This is a genomic window from Sulfuricystis multivorans (assembly GCF_003966565.1).
GTDB lineage: Bacteria > Pseudomonadota > Gammaproteobacteria > Burkholderiales > Rhodocyclaceae > Sulfuricystis > Sulfuricystis multivorans.
The window spans coordinates 2,513,447-2,533,905 of sequence record NZ_AP018718.1 but is presented as its reverse complement, the minus strand read 5'-3'; the positions used below and the strand labels follow the sequence as shown (position 1 = coordinate 2,533,905).

The 20,459-nt window shown below is 63.0% G+C and carries 24 protein-coding genes; 10 read left to right on the top strand and 14 right to left on the bottom strand.

Annotation, left to right across the window (positions count from 1 at the left end; genetic code table 11):
- Nucleotides 1-3 precede the first annotated feature (3 nt).
- From EL335_RS12740 to ribBA, 10 genes are read right to left on the bottom strand one after another with little or no spacing between them, the layout of a single operon-like run.
- Nucleotides 4-1,449, bottom strand: a complete 1,446-nt coding sequence (locus EL335_RS12740) for an RNA polymerase factor sigma-54 (RefSeq protein WP_126447483.1) — start codon at nucleotides 1,447-1,449, stop codon at nucleotides 4-6.
- Nucleotides 1,450-1,454: 5 nt separating this feature from the next.
- Entirely contained in the window at nucleotides 1,455-2,189 is a 735-nt protein-coding gene (gene lptB / locus EL335_RS12735) for an LPS export ABC transporter ATP-binding protein (RefSeq protein WP_126447481.1), read from the bottom strand.
- On the bottom strand, nucleotides 2,186-2,614 hold the full coding sequence (gene recX, locus EL335_RS12730) for a recombination regulator RecX (RefSeq protein WP_284155511.1): 429 nt from the start codon (nucleotides 2,612-2,614) through the stop codon (nucleotides 2,186-2,188). Before recX ends, lptB begins: the two co-directional genes overlap by 4 nt.
- Nucleotides 2,607-3,626, bottom strand: a complete 1,020-nt coding sequence (gene recA / locus EL335_RS12725) for a recombinase RecA (RefSeq protein ID WP_126447477.1) — start codon at nucleotides 3,624-3,626, stop codon at nucleotides 2,607-2,609. Before recA ends, recX begins: the two co-directional genes overlap by 8 nt.
- Before the next feature lie 28 nt (nucleotides 3,627-3,654).
- The gene (locus EL335_RS12720) at nucleotides 3,655-4,149 is read right to left on the bottom strand and encodes a CinA family protein (protein ID WP_126447475.1); all 495 of its coding nucleotides are present in this window, start codon (nucleotides 4,147-4,149) and stop codon (nucleotides 3,655-3,657) included.
- Between the two features lies 1 nt (nucleotide 4,150).
- A complete protein-coding gene (locus EL335_RS12715; RefSeq protein ID WP_126447473.1) occupies nucleotides 4,151-4,654 on the bottom strand; it encodes a phosphatidylglycerophosphatase A family protein in 504 nt (167 codons plus the stop codon).
- A gap of 6 nt (nucleotides 4,655-4,660) precedes the next feature.
- Nucleotides 4,661-5,596, bottom strand: a complete 936-nt coding sequence (gene thiL, locus EL335_RS12710) for a thiamine-phosphate kinase (protein WP_126447471.1) — start codon at nucleotides 5,594-5,596, stop codon at nucleotides 4,661-4,663.
- A 12-nt stretch (nucleotides 5,597-5,608) separates the two neighbouring features.
- Nucleotides 5,609-6,076, bottom strand: coding sequence for a transcription antitermination factor NusB (gene nusB, locus EL335_RS12705; RefSeq protein WP_126447470.1), 468 nt, complete (start codon nucleotides 6,074-6,076; stop codon nucleotides 5,609-5,611).
- Nucleotides 6,073-6,579, bottom strand: coding sequence for a 6,7-dimethyl-8-ribityllumazine synthase (ribH, locus tag EL335_RS12700; protein WP_126447468.1), 507 nt, complete (start codon nucleotides 6,577-6,579; stop codon nucleotides 6,073-6,075). The genes nusB and ribH overlap by 4 nt, the downstream gene beginning before the upstream one ends.
- Nucleotides 6,576-7,676, bottom strand: a complete 1,101-nt coding sequence (gene ribBA / locus EL335_RS12695) for a bifunctional 3,4-dihydroxy-2-butanone-4-phosphate synthase/GTP cyclohydrolase II (RefSeq protein WP_126447466.1) — start codon at nucleotides 7,674-7,676, stop codon at nucleotides 6,576-6,578. The genes ribH and ribBA overlap by 4 nt, the downstream gene beginning before the upstream one ends.
- A 167-nt stretch (nucleotides 7,677-7,843) precedes the next feature.
- Between ribBA and EL335_RS12690 the strand changes: the two genes are divergently transcribed.
- The gene (locus EL335_RS12690; protein WP_126447464.1) at nucleotides 7,844-8,371 is read left to right on the top strand and encodes a GTP-binding protein; all 528 of its coding nucleotides are present in this window, start codon (nucleotides 7,844-7,846) and stop codon (nucleotides 8,369-8,371) included.
- Here the strand turns inward: EL335_RS12690 and EL335_RS12685 are convergent.
- The 3 genes from EL335_RS12685 to EL335_RS12675 form a co-directional block, all read right to left on the bottom strand.
- A complete protein-coding gene (locus EL335_RS12685; protein ID WP_126447462.1) occupies nucleotides 8,348-8,959 on the bottom strand; it encodes a DUF3501 family protein in 612 nt (203 codons plus the stop codon). The genes EL335_RS12690 and EL335_RS12685 overlap by 24 nt on opposite strands.
- The gene (locus tag EL335_RS12680; RefSeq protein WP_126447460.1) at nucleotides 8,956-10,281 is read right to left on the bottom strand and encodes a heterodisulfide reductase-related iron-sulfur binding cluster; all 1,326 of its coding nucleotides are present in this window, start codon (nucleotides 10,279-10,281) and stop codon (nucleotides 8,956-8,958) included. Before EL335_RS12680 ends, EL335_RS12685 begins: the two co-directional genes overlap by 4 nt.
- Nucleotides 10,282-10,367: 86 nt before the next feature.
- Nucleotides 10,368-10,784: a rubrerythrin family protein gene (locus EL335_RS12675; protein WP_126447458.1), complete on the bottom strand. Its 417-nt coding sequence runs from the start codon at nucleotides 10,782-10,784 to the stop codon at nucleotides 10,368-10,370.
- Nucleotides 10,785-11,069: 285 nt separating this feature from the next.
- On the opposite strand from EL335_RS12675, the gene ahpC reads away from it, so the two are divergent.
- Both ahpC and ahpF read left to right on the top strand, forming a co-directional pair.
- On the top strand, nucleotides 11,070-11,633 hold the full coding sequence (gene ahpC, locus EL335_RS12670) for an alkyl hydroperoxide reductase subunit C (RefSeq protein ID WP_126447456.1): 564 nt from the start codon (nucleotides 11,070-11,072) through the stop codon (nucleotides 11,631-11,633).
- 93 nt (nucleotides 11,634-11,726) lie between these two features.
- On the top strand, nucleotides 11,727-13,277 hold the full coding sequence (ahpF, locus tag EL335_RS12665; protein WP_126447454.1) for an alkyl hydroperoxide reductase subunit F: 1,551 nt from the start codon (nucleotides 11,727-11,729) through the stop codon (nucleotides 13,275-13,277).
- Nucleotides 13,278-13,397: 120 nt separating this feature from the next.
- Here ahpF and EL335_RS12660 read toward each other — a convergent pair whose 3' ends face one another.
- Entirely contained in the window at nucleotides 13,398-13,814 is a 417-nt protein-coding gene (locus tag EL335_RS12660; RefSeq protein ID WP_126447452.1) for a DsrE family protein, read from the bottom strand.
- A gap of 380 nt (nucleotides 13,815-14,194) precedes the next feature.
- Between EL335_RS12660 and argS the strand changes: the two genes are divergently transcribed.
- The 7 genes from argS to ubiT all read left to right on the top strand — a co-directional run bounded on the left by argS (nucleotide 14,195) and on the right by ubiT (nucleotide 20,448).
- Nucleotides 14,195-15,931, top strand: coding sequence for an arginine--tRNA ligase (argS, locus tag EL335_RS12655; RefSeq protein ID WP_126447450.1), 1,737 nt, complete (start codon nucleotides 14,195-14,197; stop codon nucleotides 15,929-15,931).
- Nucleotides 15,932-15,959: 28 nt separating this feature from the next.
- Nucleotides 15,960-16,520: an SPOR domain-containing protein gene (locus EL335_RS12650; protein WP_126447448.1), complete on the top strand. Its 561-nt coding sequence runs from the start codon at nucleotides 15,960-15,962 to the stop codon at nucleotides 16,518-16,520.
- A gap of 14 nt (nucleotides 16,521-16,534) precedes the next feature.
- Nucleotides 16,535-17,200 (top strand): thiol:disulfide interchange protein DsbA/DsbL, encoded by a 666-nt coding sequence (locus EL335_RS12645; RefSeq protein ID WP_126447446.1) that lies wholly within the window; start codon nucleotides 16,535-16,537, stop codon nucleotides 17,198-17,200.
- A 4-nt stretch (nucleotides 17,201-17,204) separates the two neighbouring features.
- Nucleotides 17,205-17,978, top strand: a complete 774-nt coding sequence (locus tag EL335_RS12640; protein WP_126447444.1) for an SDR family oxidoreductase — start codon at nucleotides 17,205-17,207, stop codon at nucleotides 17,976-17,978.
- Nucleotides 17,979-18,071: 93 nt separating this feature from the next.
- Nucleotides 18,072-19,079: a ubiquinone anaerobic biosynthesis protein UbiU gene (gene ubiU / locus EL335_RS12635; RefSeq protein WP_126447442.1), complete on the top strand. Its 1,008-nt coding sequence runs from the start codon at nucleotides 18,072-18,074 to the stop codon at nucleotides 19,077-19,079.
- Nucleotides 19,076-19,963 carry a U32 family peptidase gene (locus EL335_RS12630; RefSeq protein WP_126447441.1) on the top strand — a complete coding sequence of 296 codons (888 nt, stop codon included), beginning with the start codon at nucleotides 19,076-19,078 and terminating at the stop codon, nucleotides 19,961-19,963. Before ubiU ends, EL335_RS12630 begins: the two co-directional genes overlap by 4 nt.
- Complete coding sequence (ubiT, locus tag EL335_RS12625; RefSeq protein ID WP_126447439.1) at nucleotides 19,960-20,448, top strand: ubiquinone anaerobic biosynthesis accessory factor UbiT; 489 nt, start codon at nucleotides 19,960-19,962, stop codon at nucleotides 20,446-20,448. The genes EL335_RS12630 and ubiT overlap by 4 nt, the downstream gene beginning before the upstream one ends.
- The last annotated feature ends 11 nt before the right edge of the window (nucleotides 20,449-20,459 follow it).

Here is a 20,459-nt window from a genome sequence, read left to right as displayed (position 1 = left end):
CTTTCAGAGAGTTTTGCGAAGGTTGACCGGCGGAATACCCAGAGATTCGCGGTACTTGGCGACGGTGCGCCGCGCGACCTTGAAGCCCTGTTCGCCGAGGATATCCGCGATGCGCGCGTCGGAGAGCGGCTTTTGGCCATCTTCGGCGGCGACGAGCTGCCTGATCAGCGCCCGGATCGCGGTGGATGAAGCCGCGCCGCCGGTATCGGTGGCGACGTGGCTGCCAAAAAAATATTTGAGTTCATAGACACCGCGCGGACAGGCGAGGTATTTCTGCGTCGTCACGCGCGAGATGGTCGATTCGTGCAGATCGACCGTTTCGGCGATCTCGCGCAGTGTCAATGGCCGCATCGCCACCTCGCCGTGGTCGAAGAAGGCGCGCTGGCGGTCGACGATGGCTTGTGCGACGCGGGCGATGGTGTCGAAACGCTGCTGCACGTTCTTGATCAGCCACTTGGCTTCCTGCAGCTGGCCGGTGAGATTGTTGCCGCCGCTCGCGCGATGGCGGCGCAGCAGATCGGCGTATTGACGGTTGATGCGCAGCCGCGGCATGACATCCTGATTCAACTGGGCAACCCACTGGCCGCGCAGTTTCCGGACGATCACGTCGGGCACGACATAGCGCGTGTCGAGCGCCGCGAATTGCGCGCCCGGCCGCGGGTTGAGCGAACGGATCAACTCCTGGGCGTTGCGCAATGCCTCGTCGTCACAGCCCGTCGCCTTTTTGATGCGCGCGTAATCGTGTGCCGCCAATTGTTCGAGGTGGTCGCGCACGATCGTCATGGCCAGCGTGCGCTCCGGGGTGGCCGGTAAGTTGGCGAGCTGGAGCAGCAGGCATTCGCGCGCATCGCGAGCTCCGACGCCCGTTGGATCGAGACTTTGTAAATGCTTGAGCGCGATTTGCAAGTCATCGACGACTTCATCTGGTTCGCCGATCAGTTCCGGTGGCAGCACTTCTGCGAGTTCTTCCAATGACTGACCGAGATAGCCGTCCTCATCGAGCGCTTCGATCAGGAACGCCACGAGCAGCCGGTCACGCCCGGCAAGCTGCGTCAGGGCCAATTGGGCGATCAGGTGATCGGTGAGGCTCGTCGCGGCGGCTGCGAGCTCGCCGGCATCGGCATCGTTTTCATCGTTCGGATCACGCGGCCCTTTGGCGCCAGCGCTGGGCCACTCCAAGCCATCCTCGCTCCATGCGGCGGTGGTTTCGATGTGCTCCTCGCCAGTGGATGGCGCTAGTTCATTGGCATGGCTCAAGGCATCCGAAGCGCCGCTGAAGACGTGAGCATCATCCGGCTCTGCCCATTCGAGCAATGGATTGTCCTGCAGCGCCTGCTCGATTTCCTGGTTGAGCTCCAGCGTCGACAATTGCAACAGGCGGATCGATTGCTGCAACTGCGGCGTCAGTGCGAGATGCTGCGACAGCTTGAGCTGGAGCGTTTGCTTCACGACACTCACATCCGAAAATGCTCGCCGAGATAGACCCGGCGCACGTTTTCATTATCGATGATCTCGGCCGGATGTCCAGCCGCGAGCACCACCCCTTCGTTGATGATCGTCGCGCGGTCACAGATGCCCAGCGTTTCGCGCACGTTGTGATCGGTGATCAAGACGCCGATTTCGCGCTCCTTGAGAAAACCGATGATCTTCTGGATGTCGATCACCGCGATCGGGTCGACGCCCGCAAAGGGCTCGTCGAGAAGGATGAAGCGCGGCTGGGTGGCGAGCGCACGGGCGATCTCGACGCGGCGGCGTTCGCCACCCGAGAGCGCCACCGCTCGCTGATCGCGCAGATGACTGATGTGAAGCTCTTCGAGCAGTTCCTGGAGGCGGGCATCGATCGTCGCTGCATCATAGTCTTGGAGCTCGAGCACGGCGCGGATGTTTTCCTGCACCGTGAGCTTTCGGAACACCGAGTTTTCCTGGGGGAGATAGGAAAGCCCGAGCCGGGCGCGCCGATGGATCGGTAGATGGGTGATGCGGGTCTCGCGCCCGTTGTCCTGAATGAAGATTTCCCCGCCGTCGGCGGGGATCAGGCCGACGATCATGTAGAAACAGGTGGTCTTGCCCGCGCCATTGGGGCCCAAAAGGCCGACCACCTCACCTGCGGCGACATCGAAGCTGACGTCCTTCACGACGGTGCGGCCGCGAAATTTCTTGAGCAGATGGCGGGCGGAGAGCGTCGTCATGAATCGATCTCTTTCAGCAGCTGACGGATGACATCGGCGGCGAAGCCGCGTCCGTGCAGAAAGCGGGCCTGCTTTGCCCACTCCTGGACATTGGCAGGAGGGGCGGAGAACTTCTTCGCCCAGACCTCACGGGCGCGTTCCAGCTCGTCGGGCAGAGAGGCCATCTGTGCTTCGATCAAGGCCTCATCGACACCCTTGGCGCGCAGGGTCTGGCGCAGGCGGGCAGGGCCGTGTCGGCTGGCCTTGGCGCGCAGATAGCTCTCGGTGAAACGCGCGTCGGATTGCAGCCCGGCAGCGGCAAGCTGGTTCAGCACCATTTCGATTTCATCCGGCGTGCCATGCGCGGCGAGCTTGTGCAACAACTCGGCGCGCGTGTGCTCGCGCCGCGCCAGCAGCCTCACTGCGCGGTCATAGAGCTCAGTCACCCGCAAGCGGAGCGCTCAATGCCGCTACCCCGACCGCGGCGCGGATCTTGTTTTCGATCTCGCGCGCGATCTCCGGGTGCTCCCTCAGGTATTCGCGCGCGTTGTCCTTGCCTTGGCCGATCTTTTCACCGTTGTAGGCGTACCAGGCACCGGACTTCTCGATGATCTTGTGCTCGACGCCCAGTTCGACGATCTCGCCTTCGCGCGAGATGCCCTCGCCGTAGAGGATGTCGAAATGGGCTTCCTTGAAGGGCGGCGCCACCTTGTTCTTGACGACCTTCACTTTGGTTTCGTTGCCGATCACCTCTTCGCCCTTCTTGATGCTGCCTACGCGGCGGATGTCCATGCGCACCGAGGCATAGAACTTCAACGCATTGCCGCCGGTGGTGGTCTCCGGGTTGCCGAACATCACGCCGATCTTCATGCGGATCTGGTTGATGAAGATCACCAGCGTGTTGGTGCGCTTGATGTTGGCGGTGAGCTTACGTAGTGCCTGGCTCATCAGCCGCGCCTGCAGGCCGGGCAGCTGGTCGCCCATTTCGCCCTCGATCTCGGCTTTCGGCACCAACGCGGCGACCGAGTCGATGACGATCAGATCGACGCCGCCGGAGCGCACCAGCATGTCGGCGATCTCGAGCGCCTGCTCGCCGGTATCGGGCTGGGAGATCAGCAGATCGGGGACATTGACGCCAAGCTTGCCGGCATAGACCGGGTCGAGCGCATTTTCGGCATCGATGTAAGCGGCCACACCACCAGCCTTCTGCACTTCGGCGACGACATGCAGGCATAGCGTCGTCTTACCGGAAGATTCCGGGCCGTAGATCTCGACGACGCGTCCGCGCGGCAATCCGCCGACACCGAGTGCGATGTCCAGGCCCAGCGAGCCGGTCGACACCACCTGCAGATCGTTTTCGATCTGGCCCTCGCCCATCTTCATGATGGAGCCTTTGCCGAACTGCTTTTCGATCTGCGCGAGCGCCGCCGCGAGCGCCTTGGCCTTGTTGTCGTCCATGTTGCATCCTTCCCTAAAAATTGCTCGATTATGGCATGTTTCTTGCGGTTAAAATCAGTCCGGTCAGCGCATGGATCACCGCCTGGCGCCGGATCGTTTCGCGGCAACCCGAAAAAAGTCGGCGTTCGCAAGACGGCATCCCATCTTTCAGACACCAGCCGAAACAGACCGTGCCGACCGGCTTTTCCGGCGTGCCGCCGGTGGGGCCGGCAATGCCGGTGATCGCCAGGGATATCGTCGCGTTGGAATGCGTCAGGGCACCCGCGGCCATTTCCCCGGCCGTTTCCAGACTAACCGCGCCAAAGGTTTCTATGGTGAACATGCGTACTCCAAGCATATCCACTTTTGCCGCGTTTGTATAGGTGACGAAGCCGCGGTCGAACCAGGCGGAGCTGCCTGGCGTGTGAGTGATCACTTGCGCCGCCCAGCCGCCGGTGCAAGATTCGGCAGTGGCGATCAGCAGACCGCGCCGCTGGCAGATCTGCCCGACGGCTTCGGAGAGAGCGACCAGTTCGGCATCCATTTCAGGACAGCGCTTCGACGATGCGTTTGAACAGTGCGAGGGTGAAGACAGTGTAGGCCGCTGCGATCAGGTCATCCATCATCACGCCCAGCCCGTTTTTCATGCGCGCGTCGAAATGATTCGCCGGCGGCGGTTTGATGATGTCGTAGAAACGGAACCACAGGAAGGCAGCGAGCTGCCAAAGCCAGCCGGCCGGCGTCATCATCAGGACGGCCCAGAACGGCACGATCTCGTCCCAGACGATGCTGCCATGATCGGCCTCGCCCAGCGTGCGGCCAGTGATCTGGCAGGAGGTAACCCCCAGCACGAAGGCCAACAGCAGGAAGACGGCGAAGGTGCCGTCGGCGGGGAATGGTATGCGCAGCAGGGGATAGGTGAGCCAAGCGAACAGCGTGCCTGCAGTACCGGGCGCGAAGGGCGAAAGGCCGCTGCCGAAGCCGCAGGCGATCAGGTGTGCCGGATGGGAGAGCAGGAAGCCGGCAGGCGGGGGCGGGGCCTTGGCCATGACATCTCAGGCGAAGTGGTCGTACCCACGCTGCTTGACTTCGACCGGCTTTCCGCTGGCATCGAGGACGGTGAGCCGCCCCGCCTCGCCGGCTTCGGTCTTGCCGATGCAGGTGAGCGGCAGGCCGAGCCGTTTGGACAGCCCCTCGATCGCCGCGTGATGCTCGGGTGAGGCGGTGAAAATCAGTTCGTAATCATCGCCGCCGGCAAGATAGGCCTCGCGTTCCGGACCGGATGCCGGCAGTCGTTCGAGACGCAGCGTGGCGGAAAGCCGCGAGGCTTCGAGCAGATGGCCAAGATCGGCGAGCAAGCCGTCGGAAACGTCGATCGCCGCAGAGGCCAGCCCACGCAAGGCGAGGCCAAGTTCCAAGCGTGGCTGGGGACGGTGCAGGGCGGCAAGGCAGACGGAGAGCGCCGGCTCGGTGAGTACGATGCGGCCTTGGAGGTGAGCCAGGCCGAGCGCGGCGCGGCCAGGCATGCCCGAGACCCAGATCTCCTCGTAGAGATGGGCACCGGAACGCATAAGCGCCATGCCTTGCGGCACTTCGCCGAAAATCGTGACGCAGAAATTGCGCGGGCCGCGCGTGGTGTCGCCGCCGACGATGTCGATGCCGAAGGCATCGGCGCAGGCGAACAGCCCGCTGGCAAATTTCTCCAGCCAGGTCTCGTTCGCGGTCGGCAGGGCGGCGGCGATCACCGCCCAGCGCGGCTGAGCGCCCATCGCTGCGATGTCCGAGACATTGACCGCGAGCGTCTTCCAGCCGAGCGCCTCGGGATCGTCGTTGGCGAAAAAGTGCGTCCCGGCGACCAGCATGTCGGTGGAGATCACCAGCTCGCAGCCGGGGGAGGGCCGCACGATGGCGGCATCGTCACCCACCCCGAGCACGGCATGACGGGGCGGGCGACGGAAGTAGCGGTCGATCAGTGCGAATTCGCAAGGCATGCCTGCCGAATATTACTTCGTTGTCGCCTCATGAGGCCGCAGGCGCGGCGCCAGCTTGTCGAGCACGCCATTGACGAACTTGTGGCCATCGGTGCCACCGAAGGATTTGGCCAGCTCGATGGCCTCATCGATGACGACGCGGTAGGGCGTCTCGGGATGGTGCTTGAGCTCGCAAGCGGCCAGAAGCAGGATGCTGCGCTCGATCGGCGATACCTCGCCCCAGGGACGCGCGATGTGGGGTTCGAGTAGGGTCTGCAGCGCCTGCGGATCGTCCAGCACACCCTGGAGCAGGCTCTCAAAGAGCGGACGATGCGCCTTCTCGAAGCCGGCGACCGATTCGGCCTGACTGATGATCGCGGGAAGATCTTGGCCGCCGACCAGATATTGGTAGAGGCCCTGCACGACGAATTCGCGCGCGCGGTGGCGCGGGCTCGCCGATGCCTTCTTCGCTTTGGCAGCGTGGGAATTTTCGGCCCTCACTTCAGCGCTTTCATCAGATTGGCCATTTCGACCGCGCACTGCGCGGCCTCGGCGCCTTTCTGGATCATCCGCACTTCGCCCTGCGCCTCATTTTCGACGGTGAGGATCGCATTCGCGATCGGAACGCCGGTGGCCAGTTGCACATCGGTCACCCCGCGCGCGGATTCGTTCGACACCACTTCGAAATGGTAGGTCTCGCCGCGGATCACGCAGCCAATCGCCACCAGCGCGTCGAACTTGCCGGTCTGCGCCATCGTCTGCAAGGCGAGCGGGATCTCCAGCGCGCCCGGCACGCTGACGAGCGTGACGTCGGTGACGCCGAGGCGGCGGAGTTCATGGCAACAACCGGAGAGCAGCCCTTCGCCGATGTCCTTGTTGAAGCGTGCCATGGCGATGCCAATGGCAAGGTCGGCGCCAGCGAGATTGGGCTCGATCTCGGTAAGCTCGGCGGAGCAAGGATGAGTGGCGGCAGGAGAGGTCGGCGGATTCGGGGTGAAGCTCATGGCTGGATTTCCTCGGGGGTCAGATAACCGCAGATCTCGAGGCCGAAGCCGGTCATGCTCGGCAGCTTGCGCGGGCTGGCCATCAGGCGCATCTTGCCCACACCCAGCTCGCGCAGGATTTGCGCGCCGATGCCATACAGACGCGGATCCCATTTCTGCGCCGGGGGCGGCGCCTCGTTCTGCAAGGCGTCGAGCAGGTCGGCGCCGGTTTCATTGCGATGCAGAAGCACGATGGCGCCTCGTTCCGCCTTCGCGATGATCTGCACCGCCTGATCGATCGTGAAGCTGTGACGGCGGTTCTTGCAGTCGAGAAAATCGAGCACCGAGACCGGTTCGTGCACGCGTACCAGGGTTTCGGTCTCCGGACGAATCTCGCCACGCGTCAGGGTCAAATGGACATCGTTGCTGGTCTGGTCGAGATAGGCGCGCAGCCGGAAGCTGCCGTGAGTGCAGATCACTTCCTTGTCGGCGACGCACTCGACGAGCTTTTCGTTTTCCGAGCGATACTGGATCAGGTCGCGGATGGTGCCGATCTTGAGACCGTGCTTCGCCGCGAACTCGATCAGCTGCGGCAGGCGCGCCATCGAGCCGTCCTCGTTCATGATCTCGCAGATCACCGCAGCGGGCTCGCAACCGGCCATTTGCGCGAGGTCGCAACCGGCTTCGGTATGCCCCGCGCGCACCAGTACGCCGCCCTTTTGCGCCTTCAGCGGAAAGACGTGACCGGGCTGGACGAGGTCCGTGGGCTTGGCATGCTTGGCAACCGCGACGCGAATCGTGCGGGCGCGGTCATGTGCCGAAATGCCCGTGGTGACGCCTTCGGCGGCTTCGATCGATACCGTGAAGGCGGTGCCGTGCGGTGTCTTGTTGTCGCGCACCATCAACGGCAGGTCGAGCTGGCGACAGCGTTCCTCGGTCAACGTCAAACAAACCAGGCCGCGCGCATGCGTGACCATGAAATTGATCGCCTCGGGTGTGACGAATTCGGCGGCGAGGACGAGATCGCCCTCGTTCTCACGGTCCTCCTCATCGACGAGGATGACCATCTTGCCAGCGCGTATGTCGGCGACGATGTCCTGGATCGGGCTGATGCTCACTGGGCTACTCCTGTGGGGAAGCGTTGCATTCTACGCCGGGCAAACCACGATTTGCCCCATTCCTTGGCAGCTATTCCACCCGAAGCGAATCGAGATCTGGGATAGGTTAGTCAATCGGCATCTTAGCTGCGCAAAGCTGTACAGTTTTTTTCTTTCGGGAGCAAGAAATGGCCAATGGCCAAGAACGGCACAAGATATTGTTCATCGGACCGGTCGGCGCCGGCAAGACAACGGCGATTGCCGCGGCGAGTGACAAAGCGGTCGTTTGCACCGACGTCGCCGTCAGCGACATGACCCGTGTTCGCAAGCCGCGCACGACCATCGCGCTCGATTATGGCGTCACGAACCTTACGGACGGCAGGCGGGTTCACCTTTATGGGGCGCCAGGGCAGGAACGTTTCGACTTCATGTGGGAAATCTTGCGGGAAGGCATCTCGGGGCTGGCGATCTTGATCGACAACAGCCGCCGGTCTCCGTTCGACGATCTCGGCTTTTATCTGCGCTGGCGTCACTCTTTTGCCTTTTCGGGAAAAATGGCCGTAGGCGTCAGTTTCACGGATCGCAGCCCGCTGCCCGGGTTAGGCGAGTATCGAGACTTTTTGCGGGGTCAGCAGCAAGATGCTCCGGTCTGCGCCGTCGACGCGCGACGGCGAGAAGACGTGCATCGGCTGTTACATACGCTGCTCGCCGCCTGAGTCACCGTGGGCCAGATCACTGGCCAATGAGTCGCGTGTGGCCTGGGGCAGGGTCGTTTCGGCCTGATAGTGGGGATGATCGATGCCGGCGCGGATCATGGCACCTGCCTTGGCGGCCTCGCGCATTTTTGGCGTCAGCTCGAAACGCAGGAAATGAACGGAGGCGGTCTTGCCGGGAGTTTCGCGCTCGAGATCCTCATTGGCGATGGGCGTAACACGCGCGAAATCCGCTACCTGGATCCATACCGCTTTCTCGATGCCGATCAGCTGGGCGAGCCGTGCCCTGCGTTCCGTCTCGTCCGGGAACTCGAGCATCAAAGTCGCTTTCCAGTTGCTGCCATCCGGGATCAGCGGGTTATAGACGTCGAGCTCTTCCTGGATCAGTTCGGGCTCGAAGATGCGCTCGAGACGCAGCATCTCCTGTATCTGATACTGCATCGTCAGGCGATCCTCGAAATGCAACGTCGCATTCGGGCCGAGGGCGACGATGCGGTTCTTTTTGTGGGCGAGAACCTTGGCGCGGAATTCATTGCGCACGCGCGCGTACTGCTCGAGGCCGAACAGCTCCTCGTGGGTTAGTGGATTCATAAGCCGTAGGCCTTTCTCAGCAGGGTGATCGGGTGTTCGGGCGCGCTGCCATCGGCGCGGGCGTGGCCGATGTGATGGCCGGCCATCGCACAGTCCGAGCCATAATGGTCAGGCGCGTTCTGGTTGATGCGATTGACCACCGGTTTGACGATCTTCATCGCCGAGGGGTGAAACTCGCGCTTCACCGCATAGGTGCCGTCATGGCCGGAACAGCGCTCGATGATGTCCACCGTGGTGTCGGGGATCAGCGAAAGGCATTCCCGGGTCTTTTGGCCGATGTTTTGCACACGCTGGTGGCAGGCGGCGTGATAGGAGACCTTGCCCAAGCCCTGCTTGAAGTCGGTCTTCAGCTTGCCTTCACGGTGACGCAGCATCAGATACTCGAACGGATCAAAGAAGGCATCCTTCACCTTCTGCACCTCAGGGTCGGCAGGGAACATCAGCGGCAGTTCCTGCTTGAACATCAGCACGCAGGAAGGGATCAGGGCGGTCAAGTCCCAGCCGGCGTCGACGAGCCTCGCCAGCACCGGGATGTTGTTTTCCTTGGCGCGACGCACGGCCTCGAGATCGCCGAGCTCCAGCTTCGGCATGCCGCAGCATTGCTCGCTGGGTACGAGAGACACTGGAATGCCATTGTGCTCGAAGACGGCGACCAAGTCCTCGCCCGGCCCCGGTTCGTTACGGTTCATGTAGCAGGTGGCGAACAGTGCCACCTTGCCGGTGGTGCCGGCAGTCGGTTCGGCTGGCGTGTCATCCGGCAGCACGCGCAGGCGGCTGCGCAGCGGCCTTGAGGAAAATTCGGGCAACCAGGCCTCAGCATGGATGCCGGCGACATCCTCCAGCAGCTTGCGCATCGCGCCGATCTTGTTGACGGCGTTGACGGTCGGCGCGACGATGGGGATGCCGCAGAACTTGCCGACCATGTCCGTGCTGGTGAGCAGCTTGTCGCGCAGCTTCGTCTGGCCCTTCCTGAAATGCACCGCCTTGGCACGCAGCATCAAGTGCGGGAAATCCAGATTCCACTCGTGCGGCGGCACGTATGGGCACTTGGTCATATAACACAGGTCGCAGAGGTAGCAATGCTCGACGACCTTCCAATAGTCCTCCTTTCGGACGCCGTCGATTTCCATCGTCTCCGAGACATCGACGAGGTCGAACAAGGTTGGGAAGGACTGGCACAGGCTCACACAACGTCGGCAGCCGTGGCAGATCTCGAAGACCCGCTTCATCTCCTGGTAGAGCGCCGCCTCGTCGTAAAAGGCGGGATTCTGCCAATCGAGGGGGTGGCGGGTTGGGGCTTCGAGATTGCCTTCGCGTGCCATGGTGATCCCTTTCGAAGGATTCTGTCGGCGTCGGGGGTGCTCGCCGGCGGCCATCGCAATCCGGCCTTCGGTCGCGCGCGGTGGGATCAGCCCATTTCGTTCAGAGCCTTCTGATAGCGATTGGCATGCGAGCGCTCGGCCTTCGCCAGCGTCTCGAACCAGTCGGCGATCTCGTCAAACCCTTCTGCGCGGGCATCTTTGGCCATGCCCGGATACATGTCGGTGTATTCATGGGTTTCGCCGGCAACGGCGGCGGCGAGGTTCTGCTTGGTCGTGCCGAAGGGCAGTCCGGTCGCGGGGTCGCCGCATTGTTCGAGATATTCCAGATGGCCGTGGGCGTGGCCGGTCTCACCTTCCGCGGTGGAACGGAACAGTGCGGCGATGTCCGGATAACCCTCGACGTCGGCCTTGTTGGCGAAATACAGATAGCGGCGGTTTGCCTGCGATTCACCCGCGAAAGCGGCTTTCAGGTGCTGTTCGGTCTTTGATCCTTTGAGTTGCATGGTGACCTCCTCAGATGATGGTTGTTGGCGCAGAACGCAGTAACGCTCTGACCATTTCATCCTAGAGCCGCGCGAAGCGTTGGGGAAATTGTTTTTTCATAATGATTTGATAGCCTTTGGCTATCAGAAGGCTGATCATGTCAATAGGGAAAGGCTATCGTGAAAATCGCAACAATCAATTGGAACGATGCTGCAGCCGCACATAGAATTCATTCAGTCGCGTCGGGATTATCGACGCCACACATCCGAACATCATCCAACCACCACACAAGGAGAGAGCACATCATGTCGTTGATCAACACCACCCTCAAACCTTTCAAAGCCCAGGCCTACCACAACGGCAAGTTCGTCGAAATCACCGATGCCGACGTCAAAGGCAAGTGGTCGGTCTTCTTTTTCTACCCCGCCGACTTCACTTTCGTCTGCCCGACCGAGCTGGGCGACATGGCCGATCTCTACCCGGAATTCCAGAAGATCGGCGTCGAGGTCTATGCGGTGTCCACCGACACTCACTTCGTGCACAAGGCCTGGGCCGATGCCTCCGAGACGATCAAGAAGATCAAGTATCCGATGATCGGCGATCCGACCGGCACGATTTCCCGCAACTTCGACGTGATGATCGAGGAAGAGGGTCTGGCGCTGCGCGGTACCTTCGTGATGAACCCGCAGGGCGTCATCAAGGTCATCGAAATCCATGATCTCGGCATCGGTCGTGATGCCTCCGAGCTGCTGCGCAAGGTCAAGGCCGCGCAGTACATCGAGGCGCATCCGGGTGAAGTCTGCCCCGCGAAGTGGAAGGAAGGCGAAGCGACGCTGAAGCCGTCTCTGGAACTGGTCGGCAAGATCTAAGCATCACCTTCCCATATCCCCCCGGCTCCGCCGGGGGATGGCAGCGGAAAGCCCCGGGGCTTTCCCTTGTCATCCCTGCACAAGGAAGTCCTCATGCTCGACGATACCATCAAGGCCCAGCTGAGTGCCTATCTCGAACGTCTGGTCGAGCCGATCGAGCTCGTCGTCTCGCCGGATGCGAGCGACGTCTCGCGCCAGATGAGTGCGCTGCTAGCCGAGATCGCCGCGCTTTCGCCGAAAGTGAGCGTGCGTGAAGACGGTGCTGCCGAGCGTCGCCCGTCGTTTTCGGTGGGGCGGCCGGGTGAGTCCCATCGCATCCATTTCGCCGGCCTGCCGATGGGGCACGAATTCACTTCTCTGGTGCTTGCGCTGTTGCAGGCGAGCGGTTATCCGCCAAAGGTCGATGCCGCACTGATCGAGCGGATCAAGGCCATCCCTGGCAAGTTCATATTCGAGACTTTCGTCTCGTTGTCCTGCCACAACTGCCCGGATGTCGTGCAGGCGCTGAACCTGATGGCGGTGCTCAATCCCGGCGTCACCCACACGATGGTCGATGGCGCGTTGTTCCAGAAGGAAGTCGAGGCGCGCCAGATCATGGCCGTGCCGGTCGTCTATCTGAATGGCGAGGAATTCGGTCATGGCCGCATGAGCCTCGAGGAAATCGTCGCCAAGCTCGATACCGGTGCTGGCCAGCGCGCCGCCGCGGAGATCGCCGCCAAGGCGCCTTTCGACGTGCTCGTCGTCGGTGGCGGACCAGCAGGGGCCGCAGCGGCGATCTATGCGGCGAGGAAAGGCATCCGCACCGGCGTCGTCGCCGAACGTTTCGGCGGCCAGGTGCTCGACACGCTGGCGATCGAGAACTTCATCTCGGTGAAATACACCGAAGGACCGCGGCTCGCCGCGGCGCTCGAGGCGCACGTGCGTGACTACGGCGTCGACATCATGAACGCACAGCGCGTGGTCGAACTCGTGCCTGGCGAGAGGCTGCACGAGCTTCGTCTCGAATCAGGCGCGACGCTGAAGGCGAAGACCGTCATCCTTGCCACCGGAGCGCGCTGGCGTGAACTCAAGGTGCCGGGTGAGGCCGAATACAAGGCCAAGGGCGTGTGCTTCTGCCCGCACTGCGATGGGCCGCTATTCAAGGGCAAGCGGGTCGCGGTGATCGGCGGCGGCAATTCCGGCGTCGAGGCGGCGATCGATCTCGCCGGCATCGTCGCCCACGTCACGCTGCTCGAGTTCGACGGCAAGCTGCGCGCCGATGCGGTGTTGCAGCAAAAGCTCGCCAGTCTGCCGAACGTGACCGTGATCGTGAGCGCCCAGACCACCGAGGTGATCGGCGACGGCCAGAAGGTCACCGGCCTCGTCTATACCGATCGCACCACCAACGAAAGTCACCACCTCGAACTCGAAGGCATCTTCGTGCAGATCGGCCTGTTGCCGAACACCGACTGGCTCAAGGGTACGGTCGCGCTCAACCGCTTCGGCGAGATCGAGATCGACGCGCGCGGCGCCACCTCGGTGCCCGGCGTATTCGCCGCCGGCGATTGCACGACGGTGCCCTACAAGCAGATCGTCATTGCGATGGGCGAAGGCGCGAAGGCATCACTGTCCGCCTTCGACCATATGATCCGCCACGGCACGTGATCCGGCAGCGGGGTGCCGTCCCGCCAGCGCCGACTATTCGAAGTGGGTCGGCGCCCGGCGGGACGCCACATTTTCCGCCAGCGCCGGATCACGGAATGGAACGCGCTACCCGTTCGCGCGTCAGGGTCGGATCACCGCCCACCCCTGCCGCTGCTTCTCGATCAGCTCGACCACACCGGCCTTCACATAGCCGATGCCGGCGTGCATGTCCTCAGGCGTGAGCTTCTGAGCCTTCATCGTGTTCTGGCACATCAGCACCTTCGCGCCGCTGGCCAGCGTGTCGTCGATGCGGTTGGAAAGCTGCGAATCGAATTTCAGCAAACCGGCACCATTGCCGAATACGACCAGCTCGACCTCCACCTTGTCCTTGCCGTAGCTGGCCTGGATGTTCTTGACGACATTGAGCGCCTGATTCCAGGTGGCGACGTTGTCGTCGCTGACCTGAATCGCGACACCGAGCCTGCCGCTGTCGGCGAGCGCGGCGCCAGTGAATACAAAGCAAACGAGCAGCCATACCGTCCAAAGCGTTTTTTTCATGATCTCCTCCGTCGGGGTTGTGTGGATTGACGAACAGCAGATGGATAGACGGTTATGGTGGGCGGCTTATTCCATACAAAATAGCTATGTCTTTTGCCCGGGCGAAATTCCCTTTCTCGGCTGGGCGCTATAATCCTAAAAACCCCAGTTGACCGCTCCTCAAGGCAAAAAATGTCTTCGGAAATCAGCAGTTATCTCGCTTTCGCTGCTCACCAAAAAGGTGAGCCCGCTACGCACCCCCTGGCGCACCCCGGCGGGCGCCTGGCTTTGTTGCTCCTCCTTGCAGGCATGAGCCTGCTGCGTCGTCGCGTCGCGCCATGCACCCGCCGGGACGCACCATCGGGCGCGTCCAACTGAGGTTTTTAGGATAATCTGCCGCCATGTCCTCCCACACCTTTGAAATCAAGTCGCATCTCGCCGCGCTGCTCGATGCGGCGCTTGCCAGCGTCGCGCCCGGCGTGAAGGCGGAAATCCAGCTCGAACGGCCGCGCGATCCGGCGCATGGTGACCTGTCGAGCAATCTTGCCTTGCAGATTGCCAAGGGCCTGAAAGAAAGCCCGCGTAAGATCGCCGAACGCCTGGTGCATGAGCTGCCCCGCTCGCCGTGGGTGGAGAAGGCCGAAGCTGCGGGCGCCGGCTTCATCAATTTCCGTCTTGCGGTGGTGGCCAAGACCGCCGTGATCCATGCGGTCCTCGCGCGCGGCGAGCATTTCGGCCGGGGCGGGAAAAAGCCCGGCCGGCTGCAGGTCGAGTTCGTTTCCGCCAATCCCACTGGCCCGCTGCATGTCGGCCATGGCCGCGGCGCGGCCTATGGCGCGAGCCTCGCCAACCTGCTGGCTTTTGCTGGCTTCGAGGTCTGCCGCGAGTTCTATGTCAATGACGCTGGCCGGCAGATGGACATCCTCGCCGTGTCGACCTGGCTGCGCTATCTGGAAATCTTCGGCGAGAAAGTGCCCTTCCCGCCCAATGCCTATCAGGGCGACTACGTGCGCGACATGGCGCGCCAGATCAAGGAGGCGCATGGCGATCGTTACGTCCATCCGGCCGCTGCGGTGCTGGCCTGCGTGCCGCCGCCGGAGCCCGACGTCGAAGCGCATCTCGATGGCTTGATCGCGGTGGCCAAAGACCTGCTCGGCGAAGACTGGAACTACATCCACCAGCATGCGCTGTCCGAGCAGCTCGCCGACTGCCGCGCCGATCTCGAAGAGTATGGCGTGCATTTCGACTGCTGGTTCTCGGAGAAGAGCCTCTTTGACACCGGCATGGTGGCGAAAGCCGTCGCGGAGCTGGAAAAGCGCGGCCACATCTACGTGCAGGATGGCGCCAAGTGGTTCCGCTCGACCGCCTTTGGCGACGAGAAGGATCGCGTCGTGCAGCGGGAAAACGGCCAATTCACCTATTTCGCCTCCGACATCGCCTATCACCGCAACAAGTTCGAGCGCGGCTTTACGAAGATCATCGACGTCTGGGGCGCCGATCACCACGGCTATATTCCGCGCGTCAAGGGTGCTTTGCAGGCGCTGGGCTTGGCTGCCGAAGCGCTCGAAGTGGCACTGGTACAGTTCGTCAGCCTCTATCGCGGCAAGGAAAAGGTGTCGATGAGCACGCGCGCCGGCTCCTATGTGACCTTGCGCGAGTTGCGCGAAGAGGTGGGCAACGATGCCTGCCGCTTCTTCTATCTGCTCAGCAAGCAGGACAAGCCGCTCGATTTCGATCTCGAGCTCGCCAAGAGTCAGTCGAACGAGAACCCGGTCTATTACGTGCAATATGCTCATGCGCGCATCAGCAGCGTGCTGCGGCAATGGGGCGGCGACCCCGCAACGCTTGCCGACGCCGATCTGGCCCCGCTGTCCGGCGAGCGCGAGCTCAAGCTGGCCGCCCGGCTCCTCGAGTTTCCCGAGCTGATCGAGAATGCCGCGCGTGAGCGTGCGCCGCATCTCGTCGCTTTCTGGCTGCGCGAGCTGGCGGCGGAATTCCATGCCTGGTACTCTGCCTCGCGCCTGCTGGTTGACGATGAGGCAGTCAAGCGCGCGCGTCTTGCGCTGGCGCTGGCGTTGCGCCAGGTGATCGGTAACGGCCTGTTCATCCTCGGCGTCAGTGCCCCGGATGCCATGTAAATAAACGTTGGCGGCTTCGGGACGGCACATGAACATGACCCAACGCGGTGGCACCCTGATCGGCTTGATGCTGGGCATCCTCGTCGGCGTGCTGATCTCGTTCGGCGTGGTCTGGTATCTGAACAAGACGCCGCTGCCATTTACCGAGAAAGTATCGAGGCCGGAGGTGGCCAACGGCGCCAAGGAACCGCTGGCACTGCCCGGCAAGCCGGGTGACAAGCCGGTCGGCAGCGAACGCAAGTTCGAGTTTTACGACATCCTCGAAGGCAAGAAACCGCCCGCTGCCGAGGCGCAGGCCACCGCGCCAGCCGCGACCGAGACGCCGGCGAAGCCCGAGCCCACCGCTACGGCAGGCGCGAGCTATCTGCAAGTCGGCGCTTTCCAGAAGAAGACTGATGCCGACAACCTGCGGGCCAAACTGGCGATGCTCGGCTTCGAAGCCAATGTGCTCCAAGTCGAAGTGCCGGGCAAGGGCACGGTGCATCGCGTGCGCCTCGGTCCCTTCGCGTCGCTGGACGAATTGAACCAGGCACGACGCGAATTGTCCGAACAGGGTGTCCAGACCACGGTGGTCAGGGCGCAAGACTAAAAAGGGGGTTTTGCATGAAGCTCGCCAAAATCGCATTCGCTGCACTGGCCATCGGCGCATTGGCCCTGCAACCGGCGCTGGCCGCCGATCCGGTCGAGGGCCGCAATTACCATCGCCTGCAGATGCCGCAGCCGACCGAAGCGAACGGCAAGGTCGAGGTGATCGAATTCTTCTGGTATGGCTGCCCGCATTGCGCCAAACTCGAACCTTTGCTCGAAGCCTGGGTGAAACGCTTACCCGCCGATGTCTCTTTCCGCAAGGTGCCGGCGATCCTGAGCGACAGGTGGGCGCCGGGCGCGCGCCTTTACTACACCCTCGAGGCGATGAACCTACTCGACAAGCTGGGCGGCGCGGTGTTCGACGCGATGGTCAACCAGCACATCGATCTTGGCAACGAGAGCATTTTGCTCGACTGGGTGGCCAAGCAAGGCATCGATCGCAAGGCCTTTGCCGACACCTACAAGTCCTTCAGCGTCGAAGCCCGGGTGCGCAAAGCCGCCGAGATGACTCAGGAATACGGTTTCAGTGGGGTGCCGGCGCTCGTCATCGGCGGCAAATACAGCCCCGGGCCGGAGCTGCAATCGTATGAGCACATGCTGCAGGTGGCCGATTTCCTGATCGCCAGGAACCGCGCCGAGATCAAGAAACCGGCGGCGTCGCAAAAAGCGGCGAAGAAGTAAGACCCTGAAAGTCGCCCGATCCGTCTTCATCACCGGCGCCTCTTCGGGCATCGGCGCGGCGCTGGCACGGCACTATGCCGCAACAGGCGCCACCCTCGGCCTCGCCGCCCGGCGCGGCGAAGCGTTGCAGGCGCTGGCCGTGAAGCTGGACACGGCCTGCCATCTCTACCCGCTCGATGTCTCCGATGCCGCCGCATTGCAGGCGGCGGGCGCCGATTTCATCGGCAAGGCCGGCGTGCCGGACATCGTGATCGCCAATGCGGGGGTTTCGGTCGGCACGCTCACCGAAGCGGCAGAGGATCTGCAGTCCTTCCGTCGTGTGCTCGAGATCAACGTGCTGGGCATGGTGCATACCTTCCAGCCCTTCGTCGCGGCGATGAAGCAGGCCGGGCGCGGCCGGCTGGTGGGCATCAGTTCGGTCGCCGGCATACGCGGCCTGCCCGGCGCGGGTGCCTATTGCGCCTCGAAGGCCGCGGCGATCGCCTATCTGGAGAGCCTGCGGGTCGAACTCGCCGGCACGGGTGTCAAGGTCGTCACCCTCGCGCCCGGCTACATCGCCACGCCGATGACCGAGAAGAATCCCTATCCGATGCCCTTCCTGATGCCGGTGGATCGCGCCGCCGCGAGCATGGCGCGGGCGATCGAGCGCGGCGCGCGCTTCGCGGTGATGCCCTGGCAGATGGGACTGGTCGCCGGCGTGTTGAAATGGCTGCCGCGACCGCTCTATGACCGGATATTCTCGCACGCCGGCCGGAAGCCGCGCGGGACATTGCGTTGATGTGCCGTCCCGAAGCCGCCGAGTTTGACCCAGGTCAAGCCGTGACACATCGCGCGGCCTTATAGTCGACCGCCACTTTTTACGGACTGCCCGATGAGCACACCTTTCGAACTGGTTTGTCCCGCCGGCGGGCTGCCGGCGCTCAAAGCCGCCGTCGATCACGGCGCCGACTGCGTCTATACCGGCTTCCGAGACGCGACCAACGCGCGCAACTTCACCGGCCTCAATTTCGACGACAAGAGCCTGAAGGAGGGCATCGCCTATGCCCACGCGCGCGGCGTCAAGGTCTTCGTCGCGCTGAACACCTATCCGCAGACCGACAACTGGCCCGGCTGGACGGCCGCCGTCGACAAGGCGGCCGCGTTCGGTGTCGATGCGATCATCCTCGCCGACCCGGGCCTGATGGACTATGCGCACCGTACCCACCCGCAGCTGCGGCTGCACCTGTCGGTGCAAGGCTCGGCGACCAATTACGAGGCGATCAACTTCTATCACGAACGCTTCGGCATCCAGCGCGCCGTGCTGCCGCGCGTGCTGTCGCTCGCCCAGGTCGAACACGTCGTCAAGAACACCCCGGTCGAGATCGAGGTGTTCGGCTTCGGCGGCCTATGCGTGATGGTCGAGGGCCGCTGCGCGCTCTCCGCATATGCGACCGGCACCTCCCCGAACTGCCAGGGCGCCTGTTCGCCGGGCAAGGCGGTGCGCTACGAGGAAACGCCCGACGGCATGGAGACGCGTTTGAATGGTGTGCTGATCGATCGCTTCGCACCGGGCGAACGCGCCGGCTATCCGACGCTGTGCAAGGGGCGTTTCGAGGTGGACGACGAAACCTACTACGCCATCGAGGAGCCCACCAGCCTCAATACGCTGGAACTGTTGCCGGAGCTCATGAGGATGGGCATCAGGGCGATCAAGATCGAAGGCCGCCAGAGGAGCCCGGCTTACGTCAAGCAGGTCACCCAGGTTTGGCGCCAGGCGATCGACGCCTGCCGACGCGATCGCGAACACTTTGCGCCCACGGCCGCGTGGATGGCGGAGCTCAACAAGGTATCCGAAGGGCTGACGGCAACCCTCGGCGCGTACAATCGGCCGTGGAAATGAAACTCGCCCTCGGCCCCTTGCTCTACTACTGGCCGCGCCAGCGGGTGATGGATTTCTATGCCGAGATGATCGAGGCGCCCGTCGATGTCGTCTATCTCGGCGAAGCGGTCTGCTCGCGTCGTCACGAAATGCGGCTGGACGATTACCTCGAAGCGGCAACCATGCTCGCAGACGCCGGCAAGGAAGTCGCCCTTTCCACCTTGCCATTGATCGAATCCGAATCGGACCTGAAGGCGGTGCGCCGGCTGATGGATGCGGCGAAGGACGATCCGCGCCTGACGGTGGAAGCCAACGAGATGGGCGCGGTGCGCCAGCTCGCACAGCGCGGCCAGCGCTTCGTCGCCGGCCCGACGCTCAACGTCTTCAACGGCCATACGCTGAAGATCCTCGTCGACTGCGGCGCCACCCGCTGGGTGATGCCGCCGGAAGTCGGCCGCAGCGCATTGACGGGCATGGCAAAGGCAATGCCGGCCGGCATCGAGACCGAGGTGTTCGCCCACGGCCGCTTGCCGCTCGCTTATTCTGCGCGCTGCTTCACCGCACGGCGCTACCGCTTGCAAAAGGACTGCTGCGAGTTCCGCTGCATCCAGTTTCCGGACGGCCTGCCGGTCAAGACGCGCGAGGGTGAGCCTTTCCTCACCTTGAACGGCATCCAGACGCAGTCTGCCAAGCTCTACCACCTCGAACGCGAATTGCCGGAACTGGCTGCCCTGGGCGTCGATCTGATCCGCCTCTCGCCGCAATCCGAAGGCATGGCGGAACTCATCCGCGCCTATCGCGCGCTGCTCGACGGCCTGCCGGCGGCGATGCCGGGAGGCGATTACTGCAACGGCTTCTGGTACGATCGCCCAGGCTTGGACTGGGTTTCTGGAACGACGCCATGATCAAGAACTTCAAGCTACCGGATTTCACGCTGCCTGCGCCTTTGTCCCGTCTCGGCGACCGGCTGCCGCAACTGCCGCCGACTCTGGCGCTGGTGACTGGTCTCAATCTCGCGCTCGGTCGCCTGATCCCGCGCGAGCCGCTCGAGATGCTTGCCGGCAAGCGCTTCGCGATCCGCGTCAAGGATGCCGGGATGACGCTGCGTTTCGGTTACAACGGCCGCGGCTTCCATCCCGTCTTCGATTCCCGGCGGGCCGATCTCACCATCTCGGCACGGGCGCGCGATTTTCTCGCGCTGCTTGCCCGCGAGGAGGATCCGGACACGCTGTTCTTCAACCGGCGACTGGTGATGGAAGGCGATACCGATCTGGGGTTGCTGGTCAAGAATACGCTCGATGCCGTCGAGCTGCCGCGCTTCGCACCGCAGCGACTTTCCCCCGCCGGGCTGCTTGCCCGCCTGCGCCGGATCACCCCCCACGGCACCTAGAAAATCGGCGC

Coding starts and splice junctions, on each gene's coding strand:
- recA (WP_126447477.1), bottom strand. CDS start 3,626: ATGGACGACAACAAGGCCAAGGCGCTCGCGGCGGCGCTCGCGCAGATC.
- EL335_RS12680 (WP_126447460.1), bottom strand. CDS start 10,281: ATGGCACGCGAAGGCAATCTCGAAGCCCCAACCCGCCACCCCCTCGAT.
- EL335_RS12645 (WP_126447446.1), top strand. CDS start 16,535: ATGAAGCTCGCCAAAATCGCATTCGCTGCACTGGCCATCGGCGCATTG.
- lptB (WP_126447481.1), bottom strand. CDS start 2,189: ATGACGACGCTCTCCGCCCGCCATCTGCTCAAGAAATTTCGCGGCCGC.
- argS (WP_126447450.1), top strand. CDS start 14,195: ATGTCCTCCCACACCTTTGAAATCAAGTCGCATCTCGCCGCGCTGCTC.
- ribH (WP_126447468.1), bottom strand. CDS start 6,579: ATGAGCTTCACCCCGAATCCGCCGACCTCTCCTGCCGCCACTCATCCT.
- EL335_RS12630 (WP_126447441.1), top strand. CDS start 19,076: ATGAAACTCGCCCTCGGCCCCTTGCTCTACTACTGGCCGCGCCAGCGG.
- EL335_RS12720 (WP_126447475.1), bottom strand. CDS start 4,149: ATGGATGCCGAACTGGTCGCTCTCTCCGAAGCCGTCGGGCAGATCTGC.
- EL335_RS12660 (WP_126447452.1), bottom strand. CDS start 13,814: ATGAAAAAAACGCTTTGGACGGTATGGCTGCTCGTTTGCTTTGTATTC.
- EL335_RS12675 (WP_126447458.1), bottom strand. CDS start 10,784: ATGCAACTCAAAGGATCAAAGACCGAACAGCACCTGAAAGCCGCTTTC.
- EL335_RS12715 (WP_126447473.1), bottom strand. CDS start 4,654: ATGGCCAAGGCCCCGCCCCCGCCTGCCGGCTTCCTGCTCTCCCATCCG.
- EL335_RS12650 (WP_126447448.1), top strand. CDS start 15,960: ATGAACATGACCCAACGCGGTGGCACCCTGATCGGCTTGATGCTGGGC.
- ahpF (WP_126447454.1), top strand. CDS start 11,727: ATGCTCGACGATACCATCAAGGCCCAGCTGAGTGCCTATCTCGAACGT.
- EL335_RS12690 (WP_126447464.1), top strand. CDS start 7,844: ATGGCCAATGGCCAAGAACGGCACAAGATATTGTTCATCGGACCGGTC.
- ubiT (WP_126447439.1), top strand. CDS start 19,960: ATGATCAAGAACTTCAAGCTACCGGATTTCACGCTGCCTGCGCCTTTG.
- ahpC (WP_126447456.1), top strand. CDS start 11,070: ATGTCGTTGATCAACACCACCCTCAAACCTTTCAAAGCCCAGGCCTAC.
- ubiU (WP_126447442.1), top strand. CDS start 18,072: ATGAGCACACCTTTCGAACTGGTTTGTCCCGCCGGCGGGCTGCCGGCG.
- EL335_RS12685 (WP_126447462.1), bottom strand. CDS start 8,959: ATGAATCCACTAACCCACGAGGAGCTGTTCGGCCTCGAGCAGTACGCG.
- thiL (WP_126447471.1), bottom strand. CDS start 5,596: ATGCCTTGCGAATTCGCACTGATCGACCGCTACTTCCGTCGCCCGCCC.